The sequence below is a fragment of the Hydrogenoanaerobacterium saccharovorans genome (assembly GCF_003814745.1).
GTDB classification, from domain to species: Bacteria; Bacillota; Clostridia; order Oscillospirales; family Ruminococcaceae; genus Hydrogenoanaerobacterium; species Hydrogenoanaerobacterium saccharovorans.
The window spans coordinates 587,593-606,823 of the sequence record NZ_RKRD01000001.1 but is presented as its reverse complement, the minus strand read 5'-3'; the positions used below and the strand labels follow the sequence as shown (position 1 = coordinate 606,823).

The 19,231-nt window shown below is 42.8% G+C and carries 19 protein-coding genes; 4 read left to right on the top strand and 15 right to left on the bottom strand.

What is annotated here, in order from left to right:
• Positions 1–127: 127 nt before the first annotated feature.
• The 11 genes from EDD70_RS02820 to EDD70_RS02770 all read right to left on the bottom strand — a co-directional run bounded on the left by EDD70_RS02820 (position 128) and on the right by EDD70_RS02770 (position 10,289).
• A complete protein-coding gene (locus EDD70_RS02820) occupies positions 128–1,042 on the bottom strand; it encodes a bifunctional riboflavin kinase/FAD synthetase (RefSeq protein WP_092753215.1) in 915 nt (304 codons plus the stop codon).
• A 14-nt stretch (positions 1,043–1,056) separates the two neighbouring features.
• Positions 1,057–1,953: a tRNA pseudouridine(55) synthase TruB gene (gene truB, locus EDD70_RS02815; protein WP_092753217.1), complete on the bottom strand. Its 897-nt coding sequence runs from the start codon at positions 1,951–1,953 to the stop codon at positions 1,057–1,059.
• Positions 1,954–2,142: 189 nt separating this feature from the next.
• Positions 2,143–3,105 (bottom strand): DHH family phosphoesterase, encoded by a 963-nt coding sequence (locus tag EDD70_RS02810; protein ID WP_092753219.1) that lies wholly within the window; start codon positions 3,103–3,105, stop codon positions 2,143–2,145.
• 17 nt (positions 3,106–3,122) lie between these two features.
• Entirely contained in the window at positions 3,123–3,476 is a 354-nt protein-coding gene (rbfA, locus tag EDD70_RS02805; protein WP_092753221.1) for a 30S ribosome-binding factor RbfA, read from the bottom strand.
• A 109-nt stretch (positions 3,477–3,585) separates the two neighbouring features.
• The gene (gene infB, locus EDD70_RS02800; RefSeq protein WP_092753223.1) at positions 3,586–6,225 is read right to left on the bottom strand and encodes a translation initiation factor IF-2; all 2,640 of its coding nucleotides are present in this window, start codon (positions 6,223–6,225) and stop codon (positions 3,586–3,588) included.
• Between the two features lie 15 nt (positions 6,226–6,240).
• On the bottom strand, positions 6,241–6,552 hold the full coding sequence (locus EDD70_RS02795) for a L7Ae/L30e/S12e/Gadd45 family ribosomal protein (RefSeq protein ID WP_092753225.1): 312 nt from the start codon (positions 6,550–6,552) through the stop codon (positions 6,241–6,243).
• On the bottom strand, positions 6,545–6,814 hold the full coding sequence (rnpM, locus tag EDD70_RS02790) for an RNase P modulator RnpM (protein WP_092753227.1): 270 nt from the start codon (positions 6,812–6,814) through the stop codon (positions 6,545–6,547). Before rnpM ends, EDD70_RS02795 begins: the two co-directional genes overlap by 8 nt.
• A 27-nt stretch (positions 6,815–6,841) precedes the next feature.
• Complete coding sequence (gene nusA, locus EDD70_RS02785; RefSeq protein ID WP_092753229.1) at positions 6,842–7,903, bottom strand: transcription termination factor NusA; 1,062 nt, start codon at positions 7,901–7,903, stop codon at positions 6,842–6,844.
• Between the two features lies 1 nt (position 7,904).
• Positions 7,905–8,390, bottom strand: coding sequence for a ribosome maturation factor RimP (locus tag EDD70_RS02780; protein WP_242943097.1), 486 nt, complete (start codon positions 8,388–8,390; stop codon positions 7,905–7,907).
• A gap of 481 nt (positions 8,391–8,871) precedes the next feature.
• Complete coding sequence (locus tag EDD70_RS02775; RefSeq protein WP_092753231.1) at positions 8,872–9,996, bottom strand: hypothetical protein; 1,125 nt, start codon at positions 9,994–9,996, stop codon at positions 8,872–8,874.
• Between the two features lie 56 nt (positions 9,997–10,052).
• Entirely contained in the window at positions 10,053–10,289 is a 237-nt protein-coding gene (locus EDD70_RS02770; protein ID WP_123811003.1) for an XRE family transcriptional regulator, read from the bottom strand.
• 328 nt (positions 10,290–10,617) lie between these two features.
• Between EDD70_RS02770 and EDD70_RS02765 the strand changes: the two genes are divergently transcribed.
• From EDD70_RS02765 to EDD70_RS02750, 4 genes are all read left to right on the top strand, one after another.
• Positions 10,618–10,947 carry a helix-turn-helix domain-containing protein gene (locus EDD70_RS02765; protein WP_092753235.1) on the top strand — a complete coding sequence of 110 codons (330 nt, stop codon included), beginning with the start codon at positions 10,618–10,620 and terminating at the stop codon, positions 10,945–10,947.
• A 248-nt stretch (positions 10,948–11,195) separates the two neighbouring features.
• Positions 11,196–12,155, top strand: a complete 960-nt coding sequence (locus EDD70_RS02760; RefSeq protein WP_092753237.1) for a biotin synthase BioB — start codon at positions 11,196–11,198, stop codon at positions 12,153–12,155.
• Between the two features lie 264 nt (positions 12,156–12,419).
• Entirely contained in the window at positions 12,420–13,253 is an 834-nt protein-coding gene (locus EDD70_RS02755; RefSeq protein WP_092753239.1) for a MerR family transcriptional regulator, read from the top strand.
• A 149-nt stretch (positions 13,254–13,402) separates the two neighbouring features.
• A complete protein-coding gene (locus EDD70_RS02750; RefSeq protein WP_092753241.1) occupies positions 13,403–14,440 on the top strand; it encodes an NAD(P)H-dependent amine dehydrogenase family protein in 1,038 nt (345 codons plus the stop codon).
• 199 nt (positions 14,441–14,639) lie between these two features.
• Here the strand turns inward: EDD70_RS02750 and EDD70_RS02745 are convergent, their stop codons facing one another.
• The 4 genes from EDD70_RS02745 to EDD70_RS02730 form a co-directional block, all read right to left on the bottom strand.
• The gene (locus tag EDD70_RS02745) at positions 14,640–15,992 is read right to left on the bottom strand and encodes an MATE family efflux transporter (protein WP_092753243.1); all 1,353 of its coding nucleotides are present in this window, start codon (positions 15,990–15,992) and stop codon (positions 14,640–14,642) included.
• 99 nt (positions 15,993–16,091) lie between these two features.
• Positions 16,092–17,390, bottom strand: coding sequence for an ABC transporter substrate-binding protein (locus EDD70_RS02740; RefSeq protein WP_092753245.1), 1,299 nt, complete (start codon positions 17,388–17,390; stop codon positions 16,092–16,094).
• Between the two features lie 71 nt (positions 17,391–17,461).
• The gene (locus EDD70_RS02735; protein WP_092753247.1) at positions 17,462–18,289 is read right to left on the bottom strand and encodes a carbohydrate ABC transporter permease; all 828 of its coding nucleotides are present in this window, start codon (positions 18,287–18,289) and stop codon (positions 17,462–17,464) included.
• Positions 18,289–19,200, bottom strand: coding sequence for a carbohydrate ABC transporter permease (locus tag EDD70_RS02730; RefSeq protein ID WP_242943098.1), 912 nt, complete (start codon positions 19,198–19,200; stop codon positions 18,289–18,291). Before EDD70_RS02730 ends, EDD70_RS02735 begins: the two co-directional genes overlap by 1 nt.
• Between the last annotated feature and the right edge of the window lie 31 nt (positions 19,201–19,231).

Genomic DNA, 19,231 nt, shown 5'->3' with positions numbered 1-19,231 from the left:
TGTAATACCTCTTTCTTTTCATTGGCGTTTATCACAGCAGAGGGTAGGTATGTTCCCGTTTATCGGGCTTAATCCCTAGGCCGAGATAACGACTGCGTTAGCCTTATAAGTATAGCACAAGAGTTTGCTATTGTAAAGCAAAAACTTCGCATACTTCAACGGCTTTTTCTATATCACAGTGGATACTGTTTTTTAATTCTTCTACCGATGCATATTTCATTTCGGGGCGCAAAAATTGTACCAAAGTAATTGGTATTCGCTTACCGTAAAAATCTTCGTTAACGCCGATAATATAGGTTTCGGCAAGGGGAATATGATCGCTTTTTACAGTGGGTTTTACACCAATGTTGGTAACTGCCGGGTAGAGTTTTCCATCCACTTCGGCAAAAGAGGCGTATACGCCGAATTTAGGTAGCTCAAAACCACTGGGAAAATGCTGATTGATGGTAGGTGCATTGATGGTTCTGCCTAACCGTTTACCCTGCACCACTTCAAAATCAAAACCATATCGCCTGCCAAGCAGACGGTTTGCAGTTTCGATATCTCCCTGACGCAGTGCCTCGCGAATGCGGGTGGAACTGATGGCTTTACCTTCGTCAAGAATCGCAGGCACCACACAAAGCCGAATACCAAAATTCTTGCAAAGCTGCATTAACTCTTCAATACCGTACCGCGCATTTTTTCCAAAATGAAAATCAAAACCGCAGGTCAGCGCCTTTGCATGGTACTGCTTCAACAACATATCTCGTACGAATTCTTCGCCCGTCATATCTTTAAACAGTTCAAAATCGGGGCAAAAAATTTTTTCAACCCCAAGCTTGTACAATTCTGCCTCTTTGTTCTCTTCGGTGATAATGGCGCCTCCGTTTAATTTAGCAGTAGGAGCACTATGACCGGTTGTAAAAGTAAATACACAAGGAACCAGAGATTGTTTGTGTGCAAGTTCTACCGCTTGACGGATAACCGTCTGGTGCCCTATATGAACACCATCAAAAAAGCCCAAAGCAATTGATGTATTACTATTTTCTCCAATACTATTCAAATCATACCACCTCTTTAAAGCAACGAGAACAGTTTTTCCATAATAAGTTCGTTCTTATCGTAATCGTTATGTGCAATACCCAAAAAGCCTTTTTTTTCGCCATAAACAGTAAAAGAGCCCGCTATTGGGGGGATTTTGTTGCGTACCAAATCAAGCCTTACCCCGTTTTGAAACAACTGTGTACGCCGCTCATCCAAAGTAATACGCGGTAAGGATGCAAATACAGATTCTATCGGCAGCAAACATTTGGTTAATGTGCCCTCATCTGCTTTTTGCTGTGCCTCTTGCAGCGTGATGCAATCGCGCAATGCAAAGCCCGCTGCTTCGGTACGGCACAGTTGTGTAAGCGTGGCACCGCACCCCAAAGCTTCTCCGATATCATTGCACACTGTGCGGATATAAGTACCTTTTGAACAGCTTACATCAATGGTATAAGTATGCGTGGTGTCATCGGATTCAAGCAATTCCAGCTCGTATATTGTTACAGGGCGTTTTTCGCGTTCTATGGTTTTGCCCTCTCGTGCAATGTCGTAAAGCCGCTGCCCGTTTACCTGTATTGCCGAATACATAGGGGGCAGCTGCTCGATATTGCCGCGAAAGTGCTCCAGTACTGCCAGTACATCGGCGGTACCCGCAGTTACTTTCGTTTCGGTTAAAATTTTGCCTGTAATATCTTGCGTATCGGTAGTAAGGCCCAAACGGAACTGTGCTCGATACCGTTTATCTTGGTTTGGCATGATATCGCATGCTTTTGTAGCATTTTCAAAAAACAACGGCAGAACACCGGTCGCCATCGGGTCGAGGGTTCCGGCATGTCCGATTTTGCGTATTTTTGTAATGCCCCGCATCTTGGCAATTACATCAAACGATGTAAAACCAGCTGGTTTATCGATTAGTAGTATTCCTGTCATGAAAACCTCCAAAATCGGGCTTCTCTATCGGGTAATAATGCAAAGCCTTTCCAAAAGGAAAATCTATTTAAGAGTAATTAAAATCTTTTATTCACAGACAAAGCAGAGAAAGCTGTTAGGTTCCCCCAACAGCTTCTTCAAGAATGCGTACCTGTCCGGTAAACCTTGCAACAATACCAATGTGCTGCATCATAACTGTGCGGCCGCAAATGCCTTTTTAACAACAGCAAGCACCTTTTGCTTTGCACTTTCGAGTGTATCTTTTATAAAGCAGCCGGACGCACGTGCATGGCCGCCGCCGCCAAACTGAGCACAGATTTCGGATGCATCGATGTATCTGCTGGTACGCAGCGATATTTTGTAGCCGCCTTCTTTTTCGCGCAAGGTAACGCCTACTTCTACGCCTTCTATTTGGCATGGAATGGCGGAAACACCTTCCAATTCGCTGTCATCCGCCCCTGCCTTTTGCAGCATTTCTTGAGTCATGCAAATCACAGCACATTTGTTATCACAGTGATACTCCATTGTATTGTAAACTTCGCGCTCAATTGCAATTCTGCTTTGCGTTTTTCGTCCAAACATTTCGCGGTTAATCTCTGCATTATCAACGCCTAGTCCGATTACGCGCGATGCCGCCCTATGGGTTTTTGCCGTGGTATTGGAAAAACGAAAGCAGCCTGTATCGGTAGAAATACCGGTATAAATGCAAGTTGCCATGGCAAGGTTCAGTGAAACACCCAACCCGTCAATCACATCCATCATCACCTCTGCCGTTGCCGCGGCATCTGCCACCAGATAAGTTTCTGTCGCGTAAAAGGTGTTGGAGGGGTGATGATCGATGCAAAGGTCAACTTTATCGATATATTTTTCGCTGTTTTTCCCGAACAGCTGCGTATCGGCGATATCGGCTGCTACAATGTACTGTTCCGTAAATTGCTCCGGTACATAATCGGGAAACATAAATTGATAACGGAGGGGAAATGGGTCGGAACATTCTACCCGCGCATGCTTGCCCATAGACTGCAACGCATACAAAAGCGCAAAGCAAGAGCCCAAAGTATCTCCATCAGGATTTTGGTGAGCAAGTATCAAGATATTATCCTGCTTTTTTAACCGATTGCATACCTGTTCCAATGTAATTGAACCGCTCATCCAAATCCCCCCAATTTCTATTTGTTTTTAGGATGTTCGATATCATCCATAATCTTAAAAATTTCTGCACTTTGCTCAATTGAATTATCTGCTATAAATTTTACCGAAGGAGTATGGCGCAATGCCAAACGGGCGCCCAGCTCACGCCGAACAAAACCTGCTGCATTGTTGAGCCCTTTTACTGCCTCAGTAGCGGCTTGTATGCCGTCGAGCGAACTAATATACGCCTTGCACACCGAAAGATCTCTTGCGAGATCGATTTTTACAATACTCAGCATGCCGGTGATTCTGGGATCTTTGAGAGTTCCCATAATCGCGGTGAGTTCACGCTTTACATCTTCTGCTGTACGGTCTGCACGATAGCTTCCCATAGTATATCTCCTATATATTCTATCATTTCATCTGTTGCCCTTTTCACCGGTCACATAAGGCACCGGTGAAAAGAAGAGTATTCCCCGAAATTACATCGGATTTATTTTATCAGTCACGGTATTCCTCAACTTCATATGCCTCAAAAATGTCGCCCTCTTTGATGTCGTTAAAGCGTTCGAGGCTCATACCGCACTCGTAACCGCTTGCAACTTCTTTTACATCATCTTTAAAGCGCTTCAGGCTATCCAGTTTGTCATCTGCAATGATAATGCCGTCACGTACGATACGAATTTTGGCATTTCTGGTAATTTTACCATCCAGTACATAACATCCTGCAACTTTACCTACGCTTGTGATGTTAATTACCTGACGAACCTCTGCTCTGCCCAAATCCACATCACGGTATTTCGGTGCAAGCATGCCTTTCATCGCTGTGCTGATTTCCTCAATTGCATCGTAGATGATACGATACAGGCGGATATCAACACCGTCGTTCTCTGCTTTGAGTTTTGCAACAGGGTCAGGGCGAACGTTAAACCCAACGATAATTGCGTTGGAAGCAGCTGCAAGCATGACATCGCTTTCGCTGACTGCGCCAACAGCGCCATGAATCACGCGAACACGAACCTCTGTATTTGAGATTTTTTCAAGAGACTGGCGAACAGCCTCAACAGAACCTGCGACGTCTGCTTTTACAATAATCGGCAGTTCTTTCATTTCGCCCTCGGCAATCTGATCAAACAAATTATCCAAAGTAACTTTATGATAGCTTTGGAAGACTTCTTCTTTCTGCTGATGTTTTCTTTGTTCAACCAGCTCACGAGCCAGTTTTTCATCCTCAACCGCGTTGAAGATATCGCCTGCAGAAGGCACTTCGGTAAGGCCTGTGATTTCAACCGGTACGCTTGGGCCTGCCTCTTCTACTTTTTCACCGCGGTCGTTCAGCATTACACGAACTCTGCCGGTAGTGGTGCCTGCAATTACAATATCACCTGTACGCAGGGTACCGTTCTGCACCAAAATAGTTGCAACAGGTCCGCGGCCTTTATCCAGCTTCGCCTCAATAACCGTACCTTTTGCTTGTCTAGCCGGGTTGGCCTTAAGCTCTTTTACTTCTGAAACCAACTGAACCATCTCGAGCAGGGTATCAATGCCTTCATGCGTTTTTGCCGACACCGGTACGCAGATGACGTCGCCGCCCCATTCTTCGGGAACAAGTTCGTACTCGGTAAGCTCCTGCTTTACTTTATCGGGGTTGGCAGTGGGCTTATCCATTTTATTGATTGCAACGATAATAGAAACACCGGCGGCTTTGGCATGATTGATTGCCTCAACCGTTTGCGGCATGATACCGTCATCGGCAGCAACTACAAGGATAGCAATATCGGTAACTTGCGCACCACGTGCTCTCATCGAGGTAAACGCCTCATGTCCGGGTGTATCTAAAAAGGTTACATAATTGTTGTTGTTCACTTCAACACGGTATGCACCAATGTGCTGGGTAATGCCGCCTGCCTCTACCGCGGTTACATGCGCATTGCGGATGGCATCGAGCAAAGAAGTTTTACCATGGTCAACGTGACCCATAACAACAACAACGGGGCTTCTTGGATGGAGGTTGCCGGTATCGTCTTCACTATCGTCAATCAAGCGGTCTTCTATAGTAACAAGTACTTCTTTTTCAACTTTTGCACCGATTTCCATTGCAACAAGCGCAGCGGTATCGTAATCGATCACGTCATTCTGAGCCGCCATCACTCCGTTGACCATCAGCTTTTTGATAATTTCAGCTGCCTGAACTTTTAGCCTCAATGCAAGTTCGCCTACGGTAATCTCTTCCGGAATGGTGATTTCGAGCTTTTGACGTCTTTGACGCTCCATCTCAAGTTTGCGAAGCTTGAGCTGCTCCTGCTCACGGCGTGAATAATTCGGTCTGCCACGCTGAGCACTGCGCTGTGTCAGTTTTTGTTTCTTTACAATGTTATCTTTTGCGAAGGTTGTAGGTGCAATACGCTCGTATTTCTCGTTATATTTGTCTAAGTTTACCTGCGAGGCTCTCATATCAACCACGCGTACGTCTCTGCCCTTATTCCCCTGCGCATCTACAATGAGCGGAGCTGCCGGTTTGGCAGGATTGACTGCCGGACGCTGATACGTAGGTTTTGACGGTGCTTTGGCAGATGAGTTATTATTGTTGTTGTACGGTCTGTTCCCCTGATATGCAGGACGTTGACCGCCTTGACCTCCACCCTGATAGGAGGGACGGTTGCCTTGCTGATTGAACGGTCTCTGTCCGCCGCCCTGACCGCCTTGGCTCGATGGCCTGTTGCCCTGATACGCCGGCTTTTGAGCATTCTGAGCACCACCCACCGGTGGACGGTTGGTGTTGGGGCGAAACTGAGGAGCAGGTCTGCCATTGGGCATGCTCTGTTTCGGCTGCTGTGCGGGTGTTGCGGGTGCTGCGGGTGCTGCAGGTGCTGCAGGTGCTGCAGATGTTGCAGGTGTTGCAGCCGGTTTCGGTGCAGGCTGGGGTGCCTCTTTTTCATCTGCCTGCGCAAAATATGTGTCAAAGCTCTCCACCTGTTTTTTCTGAGTGTAGTTCTCAAACACAACGTTCAGCTCGCTCTCGGAAAGAGCAGTTTGCGATTTAGGCGGGGTTTCGCTTACCTTACCAAGCAATTCAACAATTTCCTTGCTGGCAACGCCCAAATCTTTTGCAACCTCGCTGACTTTATATTTAATCATCATAGAATAAAATCCTCCTTATTTCTCTGTTTCGCGGCTTAACATTGTACGTAGCTTCCCGGCAAGGCCCGGATCTGTCACCGCTATTATTCCTGTTCGCTTACCAATCTCATACGCAAATTCGTCCATTGAGATTGGCAGTGTGAAGCTCTCTATGTTTTCCGCCTCGCAGATAAGGTCCATTCCTTTACGTGATTTTTCTGATAAATCCGATGCGGTAAGCACAATCTCTGCTTCGCCTTTTAAGACTGCATCCTTTACCTGATCGAATCCCATCAAAAGCTTTCCTGCCCTTTTTGTCAGCGAGATGGTTGATAAAAGCCTATTCACCTTTTTCCAATTCCTCCTCCATGCGGTTGTATACCTCCTCCGGTATTTGACAGGAGAAAGAACGTTCAAACCGCCTGGTCTTTCTCGCTTTTTTCAGACATTCTATATTATTGCAGACATAAGCACCTCTTCCCGGTTTTTTACCCACCGTGTCGAGAGATATTACGCCCTCAGGGCTTTTAACAACACGAATCAGCTCTTTTTTCGGCTTCATCTCACCACAGCCCGAACACATCCTCAAAGGTACCTTTCTGGTTTGCATATGTCTGCCTCCTAATTTGTAACGCTATTATTCTTCCACTTCTTCGCCAAAGAAACCACTCTCAGGGCGAATATCAATTTTCCATCCGGTAAGTTTTGCGGCAAGACGTGCATTTTGGCCCTTGTTGCCGATTGCCAGCGAAAGCTGATTGTCGGGAACGGTAACTTTACACATTCTTGCACCTTCCGGATCTACCTCGACGGACACAACATCGGCAGGCGAAAGTGCAGCAGAGATAAACTGCGCCGGGTCCTCCGAGTATTTAACAACATCTATTTTTTCGCCGTCAAGCTCATCTACAATTTTAGCAACACGGCTGCCTTTGGGGCCGATGCATGAGCCTACCGCGTCAACGTTTTCATCTTTGCTCCAAACCGCAAGTTTGGTACGGCTGCCCGCCTCACGCGATATTGCTTTAATCTCAACGGTGCCGTCATAAATTTCGGGGACTTCTATCTCAAACAAACGTTTTACCAAACCGGGATGGGTACGTGAAATCATTATACGGGGGCCTTTTTCAGAGTTTGTAACTTCAACCACATAAACCTTGATGCGCTGGCCTTCCACAAGCTCTTCGGTAGGGACTTGCTCAGATTTGGGAAGAACTGCCTCGTTTCGACCGATTTCAAGAGAGGCAATGCCTTTTTTGCTGTCGATACGAGAAACAATTGCAGAAACGATTTCATGCTCTTTGCTCTGAAACTCCTGCAACAGTTGGCCTTTTTCAGCCTCACGAATGCCCTGACGAATGACATGCTTGGCAGCCTGTGCAGCAATACGGCCAAATTGTTTGGTTTCCAATGCAATCTCGACGGTTCCGCCAATTTCTGCATGTTTGCTGTGTTTGAGGGCATCCTCTAAAAGGATATCGGTGTATTCATTTTCGATGTGGTCAACTACATCTTTGCGGATAGCAACATGAAAAGAGCCTTTTGTGGGATCGATATCGACCAGAGCATTCTCCGTTCCGCCGTAATCGCGCTTTACCGCAATGGCAATTGCCGCTTTGATTTTTTCCAGCAGGTAGTCTACAGGAATGCCCTTTTCTTTTTCCAGAAGCGCCAGTGCCTCAAAAAACTCGTTATTCATTTTAGTCGAGTCCTCCCATATCAAAATCATCGTATAGTCTAACATATGCAGTTTCGGTAAGGGGAATGTTCATCTCCAAATCCTCATCCAGCAATAGTGTAATCTCATTGTTATCGTATGCAGTAAGCTTCCCTACAAAATCCTTTTGCCCTTCCACCGGGCGAATAAAACGCACATTCACCATCTGACCAATATACTGTTTAAAATGCCAGTCTTTCACAAGTTCACGTTCAATCCCCGGTGAACCAACCTCAAGATAATAGCTTTGGTCGATTGGGTCGGCTTCATCTAATAGTTTATCCACTGTTCGGCTGAAATTCTCACAATCGTCAATGGTTACGCCGCCCTCTTTATCTATAAATAGGCGCAAATACCAGGACGCACCCTCTTTTTCAAAGCGCACATCCCAGAGTATCAGCCCCATTTCATCAGCAACCGGCTGAACCACTTCGCTGACGAGTGTTACTGTGTTTTTCCCTTTTGCCAAGATACCACCATTCCTTTTTTTGCAAGGTTTTGTTTGCATTGCGCATTGAACAGGCGCGCTTCGATAATTGCTTTGAGCGGTATTTTCTGCCCGCGTTACTTGACTGTAAAATGCAGAAAAATAAATGTGCAAACAAGCTGTTTACCCCATACATAAACAAAAGAGCGGGTAACCCCACTCTTTCACAACTCAATCTTTTACTTTTAATATAGTATCATGATTTTTTTGCTTTTGCAAGTAAAAAAAGAATTAATTTGATAAAATCGGCAAAAAAGAAAGACACCGTTGGAGATGCGGCGTCTTTCCTTTGCTCTTGCCTTGCGGCTATTGTCACTCTATTGCGAGAGTTAGATGAATGTCGGTTTTGCTTTTATAAAGGCACAGCATATGTATATGCCCTTATAAAAGCAGCGGACGGTGTGGAGAAACCACCGTCCGCCATAAATGCTAGTTAAATAATATTAATCGTTACCGAATAAAATTATTTGCGTTTTGCAACAGCGATACCAGCAACAGAAACTACTGCCAAAGCAACAGCCAGGCCTACGAAATCGTTAGCACCGGTGTCAGGGTTTTTCTCAGCGCCGTCTTTGTCGTCTGTCTTTTTGTCGTCGTCTTTAGCTTCTTCAACTTTCAGCTCTTTGTCAGAGATGACATAGTTGCCGAGTTTGTTTGTTTTGATGATGAATGCCTCTTTGTCAGAGTCATATTTAGCATCTTTGCAAACAGAGAGTTTGCCTTTGTTGTTCTCGTAGATGAAAGGAGCAACCATTTTGCCGTCTTTGCCTTCTACCATATCTGCATTGATTTTCAGCTCGCCGGAACGACGGAAAGTTTTGTTGTTGCCTGCGAAGTATCTGATTTCAATAGAAGCCTCAGGATATTTATCCTCGAGAGCATCGTCGGAATCGTCGAGTCTCAGGAACAGGTCTTTTTGACCATCAGCATTAACGGTGAAGTATGCTTTGTCATCGCCGAATTCCATCTCAATTTCACCGTCGATGTCATCAAAGCTTACAACAGGACCGCCAACTCTAAAGAAAGTTTTTGCTTCAGAAGTACCGTAACCAATTGTACCATCAAGAGTGATAGCGCTTTCGTTAGCATTACCATCTTTATCATACAAAGTAATGGTCATTTCAAAATCTTTGTCTTCCATCTGGAATTTGTCAGCAGTTTTGAAAGCAACAAATCCAAATTTTTTGCCTGCTACAAGTTTACCAGCTTTTTCAGCGCCTTCATTTAAAGAATCTACTTTTTTAATAACAAAAGCAGGTTTTGCAGCAATGTAGCCGTTACCTTCATCAACACTGCATCTTACTTTCACATCGTTCAAAACTGAACTTTTGTCAATAATGATGGGAGTTTCAACTTTTTTATCATTTGTATAGGAACCTTCGAGTTGAATAAAGTATTCTTTATCAGCATCAAGATCAGAATTACTATTAACAAATTCAGCCTTACCATCATCAAAAGTGTAAAGTATAGGATTACCACCGCTATCTTTGACAAATTTTACTTCGTCAGCTTTATTAGCAGCGAACGCAACAGTTGTCATGCCAAAAGCAAGAACAACAGCAAGTACAAGTGCAAGTACTTTTTTCATTGTAAATTCCTCCATAAATTTTGTTTTTTGTTTATAGTAAGCGGTTCTCCCTCCGCTCAGCTAACTAATGCGGTTCTGTCAAAAAGCTCCTCAATCGGTTCGGGGGCTTCCAACAAGGTTTGCAGCTTAATGGCTTCATCCAGTGTAAAACAGCTGGAGCCTTTCAGCTTTAAAAGAAGTGTGTTGTACGAAATACCCAGTGCATCGGCTACTTCGCGTTTTGTCTTTCCGGAGAGTACAAGATGTGCCTCTATTTGCCGGTACATCGAAATCATCTCCTTTTCTGTTCTCAAATGCTCTCCTTTAAATTATGACATAATGGTAACATATTATGTAACCTATGTCAACCACATATTTCCAAGTTATCACCACAATATAGTGTTTATTTACCAATTATGTGTTGTTTTATTAGTATATTGGATATTCTCTATCACTTCTCCAACACAATTCAAACATGATACAAACATTGTTTAAACAAAATGAAATGAATCTATTACAATTTAGTAACACGATATTTTGCCGTTTTTATGTTCGGTTATTCGTTTTTTTAACAAAAAATTGCCATTTTCGTTGAATTCCAATTAAATACATGCTATTATTTGGTAAAAGGAGCTGATGCAAATGAGCCGTGAGCAGTACATAAAGCGATTGATTAAAGAAAAAGGCTGTACCATTAAAGATTTTGCACAAGAGATAGGTATGCCTTACAGCACCTTGCTCTCTATGCTCAATGGGTCAATCGGTGGAGCAGCCATTGATAACGCAATCAAAATTTGCAGGGGGCTTGGTATTACCATTGGCGACTTGCAGCAGCATGTAAAAAACTATGATGAAGACGACCATTTTGAAATAACCGAGGCAGAAAGACGGCTGATTACTCAATATCGCCTCCACCCCGACATGCAAGAAGCCGTTCATAAACTGCTAGACTTTGACCCGGGCAATGGCTGATGATAAAGCGATACCGCACCTAAAACAAATGGGTGCGGTTTTTATTTTGTATAGCAACATCATTTTGGTCGTTTAATCGGTGGCGTATACATTTATTATACATAAGAGATAATTATTGCAATTTTTATCAATATCATTCTATATTTAGCCCACTCATCTAAGTAAGATATAGTTATAAAACATTTACGGTTTGTTTTTTAACGCTTTTATAAGTACTATTCTTGCAAATTGAGAAAGGGGAAAACAATATGATTGACCGCATTTTACAAAAAGCAACCGATGGCTCGCCACTATCTAAAGATGATGCAGTTGCTTTGCTTAACATCAAAAACACATCAGCAGATTTTTATAAGCTGATTGCAAAATCCAATGAACTATCTAGAAAGGCATACCATAACAAAGGGTATATCTTTGCTCAAATCGGTATCAATGCCGACCCATGTTCGGGCAACTGCAAGTTCTGCTCTCTTGCCAAAGATAATTTTTCGGTGGACGGGCGTTACGAAAAAAAGCGGGATGATGTCATTGAACAGGTCAAATCGATTAACCTTAATATGTTAAGCGCACTTTTTTTGATGACAACGGCAGATTATGATGTTGAAAAATTTTTTAAAATTGGTTCTGAAGTAAAAAAATTGCTGCCTGAGCCTGTAACCTTGGTTGCGAATATCGGTGATTTTGATGTTTCTACAGCGCACAAATTAAAAGAGGCGGGGTTTGGTGCCGTCTATCATATTGTAAGGCTGCGCGAAGGTTTTGACACCGATATTGCGAAAGAAACAAGGCTAAAAACGCTGGATGCTATTTGTACCGCAGGGCTTGATTTATATTATTGTGTCGAACCCATCGGAGAGGAACATACCTACGAAGAAATAGCCTATGAGATGATAAGAGCGCGAGATTATCATGTTGATGTGATGGCTGTTATGAGCAGAGTTGGGGTTGCAGGCACCAAATACGAAAACGTGCCCGAAATATCAGAACTTGAACTCACAAAAATTGCAGCGGTTGCGCGTCTTGTAACCAACCCCAAACAATCGATGAACACACATGAGCCTAAAAAAATGTCTTTGCTTGCAGGGGTGAACCAACTGTACGCCGAAATTGGTGTTAACCCGCGCGATACCAGCGGAAATACCGAAATGAACCGAGGGCGCAGTATTGAAGATATTGCCAAAATGCTTTTAGATGCAGAATACACCTTGTAACTGTTTCTATCCGACAACCTTATATAAACCTTTGGTATACCACTACAAACGCGGCTGCTCTTATATATATAAGAGCAGCGGTGTTTTTTATTATTCTAAAAGAAAAATACGCATTGGTATGGGTTGTTTGCCAACTTCAGCAAATTTATTTTCTTGTGCATTTACCTGCAAGTTAACAATATGATTGGAATAAGACAAAAACAAACTTTGTTGTAAGAATAAGGTTTATCAGGTATACTTGTATTAGAGAGAGGAGGCCGTGAATTGGAATATTTAACGATTGGGAAAATGGCAAAATTAAACCATATTTCTGAGCAGACATTACGGCTTTACGACAAAATGGGGCTGCTGTCCCCTTGTGAAATCGGTGAGCAAAACGGATATCGGTACTATAACATTAAACAAAGTGCAAGGCTGGATATGATCCAATACATGAAATCGCTTGGTATGAGTTTAAAAGATATCAAAAAGCAGCTGAACAGCAAAGAAATGCCTTTAATTGCAAGTATTCTCCGCCAAAAAAGCGCGCAAATCGATGAGCAGATCAGAGAGTTAAAATATCAAAAGCGTGCGATAGAGCGCACCATCGAAAGCTTTGAACGGTACGAAAATGCACCTCCCGACGGTACCATTTTGGTGGAATACATTGGAAAAAGGCGAATGTACTGCATCGACTCCAAAATAAATTTTTACGATTATGAAATTGATGTGTATGAAAAAATACTCCGCGATTTAAAAGACAGCTTGGTGGAAGACCGTCTGCCCCAAATCTATTTCTGTAACGCAGGCTCACTGTTACGTCAGCAAAATCTGGAGCAGCGGCGATTTGTTTCAACAGAAGTTTTTGTTTTTGTGGATAAAGATTATGTTGCAGAAAACCTAATTACGGTAATCCCCGCCAATACTTACCTTTGTATCTACTGCGACCGCTTTGAAAAAGAAAAGGAATATGCCCTGCGCCTTTTGGATGCAATTGACGAACGCGGGTATACCATATGCGGCGACTATATCTGCGAAGCAATATCAGATCTACCTGTCCCCAGCGATAACGAGCGAGGCATGTTCTTACGGCTACAAATACCAATAAAGTTTCGTTAAATTTATAACAATTGACTATTGACCTTATAGCAGAAACAACCTTTATACTGATAGTAACACTAAACTGCAATCAAATTATTTAGGAGTTTAGTATAACAAGTAAAACCGCACTTTATAAACACAAATTACTATAGAAAGAGGTTGTTTGTATGTACAATGAAAAAATCAGAGTCGTCCAGTACGGATGCGGAAAAATGGCAAAATACATTCTGCGTTATCTTTATGAAAAGGGCGCAGAAATCGTGGGCGCAATCGATGTAAACCCCAATGTTGTAGGTATGGATATTGGTGATTTTGCGGAATTAGGTGTTAAACTCGGGGTAAAAATCCGCAGCGATGCCGATGCCGTGCTGGATGAATGCGATGCCAACATTGCGGTTGTCACACTGTTCAGTTTTATGGATGATGTATACCCGCATTTTGAAAAATGCGTCAGCCGCGGAATCAATGTGGTTACCACTTGCGAAGAGGCAATTTACCCATGGACAACCGCATCCTCTATCACCAACAAGCTGGATAAATTAGCAAAAGAAAACAACTGCACCATTGTAGGCGCAGGTATGCAGGATATTTACTGGATTAATATGATTGGTTGTGTAGCAGGTGGAGTTCACCGCATTGATAAAATTGAAGGTGCTGTCAGCTACAACGTAGAAGATTACGGCCTTGCTTTGGCACAGGCACATGGCGCCGGCCTCACCCCGGAGGAGTTTGAAGAACAGATTGCACACCCCGAAACACTGGAACCCGCTTATGTTTGGAACTCCAACGAAGCACTTTGCTCAAAAATGGGTTGGACAATTAAATCTCAAACGCAAAAATGTGTCCCCTATTTTTACGATACCGACCTTTACTCCGAAACACTGGGTAAAACCATCCCCAAAGGCAACTGCATTGGGATGAGCGCAGTGGTTACAACCGAGACTTTCCAAGGCCCTGTCATAGAGACACAATGCATCGGCAAGGTATACGGGCCGGACGACGGCGATATGTGCGACTGGAAAATCATCGGCGAACCCGACACCACATTCTTTGTGAAAAAACCCGCCACGGTAGAGCACACCTGCGCCACCGTTGTAAACAGAATCCCCACCATTTTAAATGCACCTGCCGGTTACATCACCGTTGAAAAGCTAGACGACGTAGAATATCTGTCTTACCCCATGCAGATGTACTTAATGGATTAAAGTTGTTATAAAAGAGCCCTCTGTAAGTTGAAAACAGCTTACAGAGGGCTTTTCTGATGGTAATATTCAGTTGCGTACGCCGTTTGTTACCCAGCAAAGATACAGAGAATCAATTACGCACTCGGTATAAAACTAATTTAATCCACGCCTTTATTTTTGGTGATCTATTAAACACAAAACAGGCATTTGAAAGTAGCAATTATTCTGCGGTTCGCAGGGCAAATATTTTGTTTTTCTTCGCATAAACAAATACACTCAATAAAAACCGTGATATTTGATCCAACGCTATCACAATCCAAATGAATAAGATATCCCATTTTAGTATATAGGCAACCAGCAAACAAAGAGGTATTCGAATAACCCATATACCAAAACCCGCCACATACATAGGAATATTTTTATATCCCGCGGCACGTAGCGTGCCATTATAAATACGAGACAGATTTTGAGGAATTTGCACAAACCCCATAATAAATACATAGAGCGCACCAATCGCTTTTAGGCTCGGATTGTTGGTCATCATATTCATAAAGTAATGAGGAAGGAACAGGAGCAGCAGCGATGTACAGATGCTGATTGCTGCAGATGATTTTAGTAGCTGTTTAAAGTAAATTTGCTGCAGTTCATGATCTTTTTTACCAATGGCACGTGCCGCCAAAGTAGTTGCTGCTGTACCAAAGCCGATTGCAGGCATTTCTGTAACGGTTTCTGCCTGAATACCAAGTTGATAAGCTGCAAATGACAGTTGCCCGTACGAAAGAATAATTTTACTTAGAATAATTGCTGAAAACTGCCAGAACATGCTTTCCAGCGCAGCGGGAATACCCGTGGTATAAATCTCTCGAATACAGCAGCGGTCAAGAGTAAAAAAGCTTTGTTCGGTTTTTACGTTTCTTAAAAGACCATTTTTATTGTAAAGCATATACAGCCCTATCAATGCCCCGCTGAACTGTGCAACAACCAAAGAAACGGCAGCGCCGCGAATTCCCATACCTTTTATGCCAAGAGCACCGAATATAAACACATAACCGCAAACTATATTAATTAAATTCATGATAATTGCAATAAACATAGGTGTTTTGGTGTTGCCGTGCCCATGAAATGTTGCAGTCACTACCGACATAACCACTATAAACGGGAAGCCAAATACGATGATACGCATATACTCCTGTGCTTTCAGCAAAACCGCCTGCTCTTTTGTAAAAAAGCCCAAAACCGGTTTGCAAAACAAAAACAGTACAATCTGGAAAAACAATGCGATTGCAATTTCGGTCAGCAGGGTTTGTTCGGCAATTTTCTTACACTTTTGTGCATCGCCTTCTCCGTACGTTCTTGCAATCAGTACCGTTGCACCCACAGAAATGCCTTTGTAAAGGCACCAAAGTGTATCTGTTACCCTAATGCATATCCCCTGCGCAGAAACATCACTTGCCAAAAGCCTCCCGATCATGGCAGTGGAGATAAGGCCGGCAGAAATTTGCAAAATATTTTCCAAAATCATCGGTATAATCAGCCGGTAAATTTCTTTGTTAATCTCTTTTTTATTGTACAATCATGCTACCCCCATCTGATGTGTTCACCTTGTCTGACAACAAAGGGCGTCTGTGAAAAGCTTCACAGATGCCCTTTTGCGCAAGTTTAAATAATCAATTTATTTGCCAAACTTAGCAACCATCTCTTTTTGCAGGTTATTCATAGTTTCTGTGGGGTCTGCAGCGTCTAAAGTAACCTTACTTACCGCATTTTTAGAGAGGTCAATTGCCTCTGCAAAATTTGCAGTATAGTTAACCTGCGGTACTTTTTTACCGATACGGTTAAATATTTCGTAAATCTTCTGTCCACCGAAGAAGTCATCTCCGTTTTGGAAAACCTCAGAGTCCAGCGCAGGAATATAAGAAGGATACAAGCCATAATTTGTAAAGCCTTGCTCATGGCCCTCTTTATCCGTCATAGCAAATTTTGCAAACTCGATTGCAGCTTTTTTGCTTTTGCTGGTAGCAGGGACAGCAAGAACCGAACCGCCGTTGGATGCACCGTAAGTTTGAGTTTCTTTATCAAATCTCGGCAACTCCATCACTGCCCATTTGCCTTCCTGGTCGGGTGCTGCATCTTTGATAGAACCAACCATCCAAACAGCCTCGGGCACAGTTGCTACTTTGCTGCCGCTGATAGCAGAGATAAAATCATCCCAACTGGTATCGCTTGCCGTGATACCTGCTGCATATAACTTTTGTACTGTTTCCATAGCGCGAATCGATTCGGGCGAGTTGACGCTTGTGTTGCCGTTTTCATCAAAATAGAAACCGCCAAGTTCCATCATCATCAATCTGTAAACAGCGTCTTTTCTCGAGGTAGCAAGGCTCAGCATAGAAACGCCTAATTTTTCTTTTAGGGTTTTGCCTGCTTCAATATAGTCATCCCATGTCACAATATCTTCTGCTTTGATCCCCGCTTGTTCAAATAAATCTACTCTGTAAAACAAACCGCAGGGGCCTGCATCCCAGGGATATGCCACGATTTTATCATTAACCGTTACTTCTGCTATTTTGATAGGCAGAAAATCTGATTTATTTACATGCTCGGTAAAATCAACAAATTTATCGGGGAACTTTTCGCCGAACTTTGCCATCTGCTCGCCTTCTAAAGTAACGATATCCGGCAAGCCGATTCCGGATTGCAAAGAAGTAGTCATTTTGCTGTAAACCTGATCAACACCCATTTCTTCGAAAACAAACTCTACATCGGGGTAAGTTTCGTTGAATTTTTCGGCTTCCTCCTGAAGATGAGCAAGAGCAACGTCCCAACTCCAAATGGTAACTGTTCCGGAGAGTTCACCGTTCTCTTTACCGGATGCCGCGGGATTTTCTGCAGGAGACTGAGATGAACCACAAGCACCCAAAGATAGAACTAACACCATGGCAAGAAGTGTTGCTAATATGCGCTTTTTCATTTGAATCCTCTTTTCTGTTTAATCGTTTATTTATTCCGCACTGCAAATTTGAGTGCGGTATAAACCATAACTTATTCTTTTACCGCGCCACCCATTACGCCGGATACGAATTGTTTTTGGAAAACGAAGAAAATTAACATGATCGGCAGGGTGGCCAAAGAGGTTGCAAGCATAATTACACCGTAATCTTTTCTCCATACAACACCGTTGAGCATCGAAAGTGCAACGGGGAAGTTGTACATTGATTTGGTACCTAAAATAATCAGCGGCCACATAAAGCTGTTCCACATACTCATAAACATGTAAATGCCTAAAGCGCCCATTGCGGGTTTCATGTTTGGCAGAACAATTTTGAAGAACAAAGAGATCTCACCGTAACCGTCAATCCTCGCAGCCTCCATCAGCGCGGTTGGGAATGCCATCATATTCTGCCGCATTAGAAAAATACCAAATGCATTGGCAAGTGCCGGCAATATAACCGCTTGATAGGAGTTTGCCCAGCCGATTGTATTCATTAATGTAAACAATGGTACATATAAAACCTGGCTGGGAATCATCATAGTAACCATTATGACACCGAACAATAAGCCTTTGCCTTTAAAATTAAATTTGGTCAGAGCATAACCCGCCATCGAGTGCAGCAAAACAGACAGTGCCGTATAAATAAACGTGATGATAACCGAGTTCAGAAAAACTCTCCCGATATCAATTCTTTTATTTAAGTTTGCATAGTTTTTAAGCAGGTTACTGCCAAAAGTTAATTTAGGTGCAATACTCAAAATATCGTTGTTTGTATTGGATGCAGACACAAACATAAAGTAGAAGGGGAAAAGCGATACAAAAACAGCAATGGTTAAAAATACATAAGTAAATATCTTTCTGCCCGATAATTTGTTCATCAGTTCTCCCCTCCTTTTGTCATTTTGAACTGAATTAACGAAAGTACACCTATGATTACAACAAGTGCATAGCTCAGCGCTGCTGCGTAGCCGAATTTAAAAAACTTAAAGCCTGTATCGTATAAGTAATGGCCAATTGTAATGGTTGCATTATCAGGGCCGCCCGAGGTTAAGATATAAGATTCATCGAACAACTGCAGCGTACCGATGGTAGATGTAATGCTGACAAACAGCATGATGGGTTTTACCATTGGTATTGTAATTTTCGTGAGTTTTTTAAAAAAGCTTGCGCCGTCAATGTCGGCAGATTCGTAAAGCTCGTTGGGTATCCCCTTAATGCCTGCAATCATAATAATGGTGTTGTAGCCCGTCCAACGCCAGGTAATTGCCATAATAATAGAGAACCTGGCTCCCCATTCGGTATTGAGCCAATCTACCCCGGCAAAACCGATTGCACGCAGAAAATGGTTGATTAAGCCGTAATCGGTGTTTAAAAGCAATTTAAATACAATTGCATAGGCAACCAAAGCGGTGATAGACGGAAGAAATACGCTGATGCGGTAGCAGGAGCGGAACTTCAGAAAATCCTGTTCTACAAGAACAGCCAAAAACAGTGAAAGAAGAACCATAATAGGTACTTGAATTACCAAATAGATAAAGGTGTTCCCCAATGACTTGTAAAAAATGGGATCTTGAAACATGGTTGCATAGTTTTGAAAACCTATCGGCTGATATTGCCCGCCTTCAAAGTTAAAAAAGCTGAGAATAAATGAATGGATGATAGGATAAACCATGAAAACCAAAAAGATAATTACTATTGGTAACAAGAAAAAATAAGGTGCATTTTTTTGTGTGATGATACTTTTTCTTCTGCTTAACTTGCATCGGATACCGATATTGTCACTACTCAAAACTTCTTCTCTCCTTTGTAACTCTATTTAC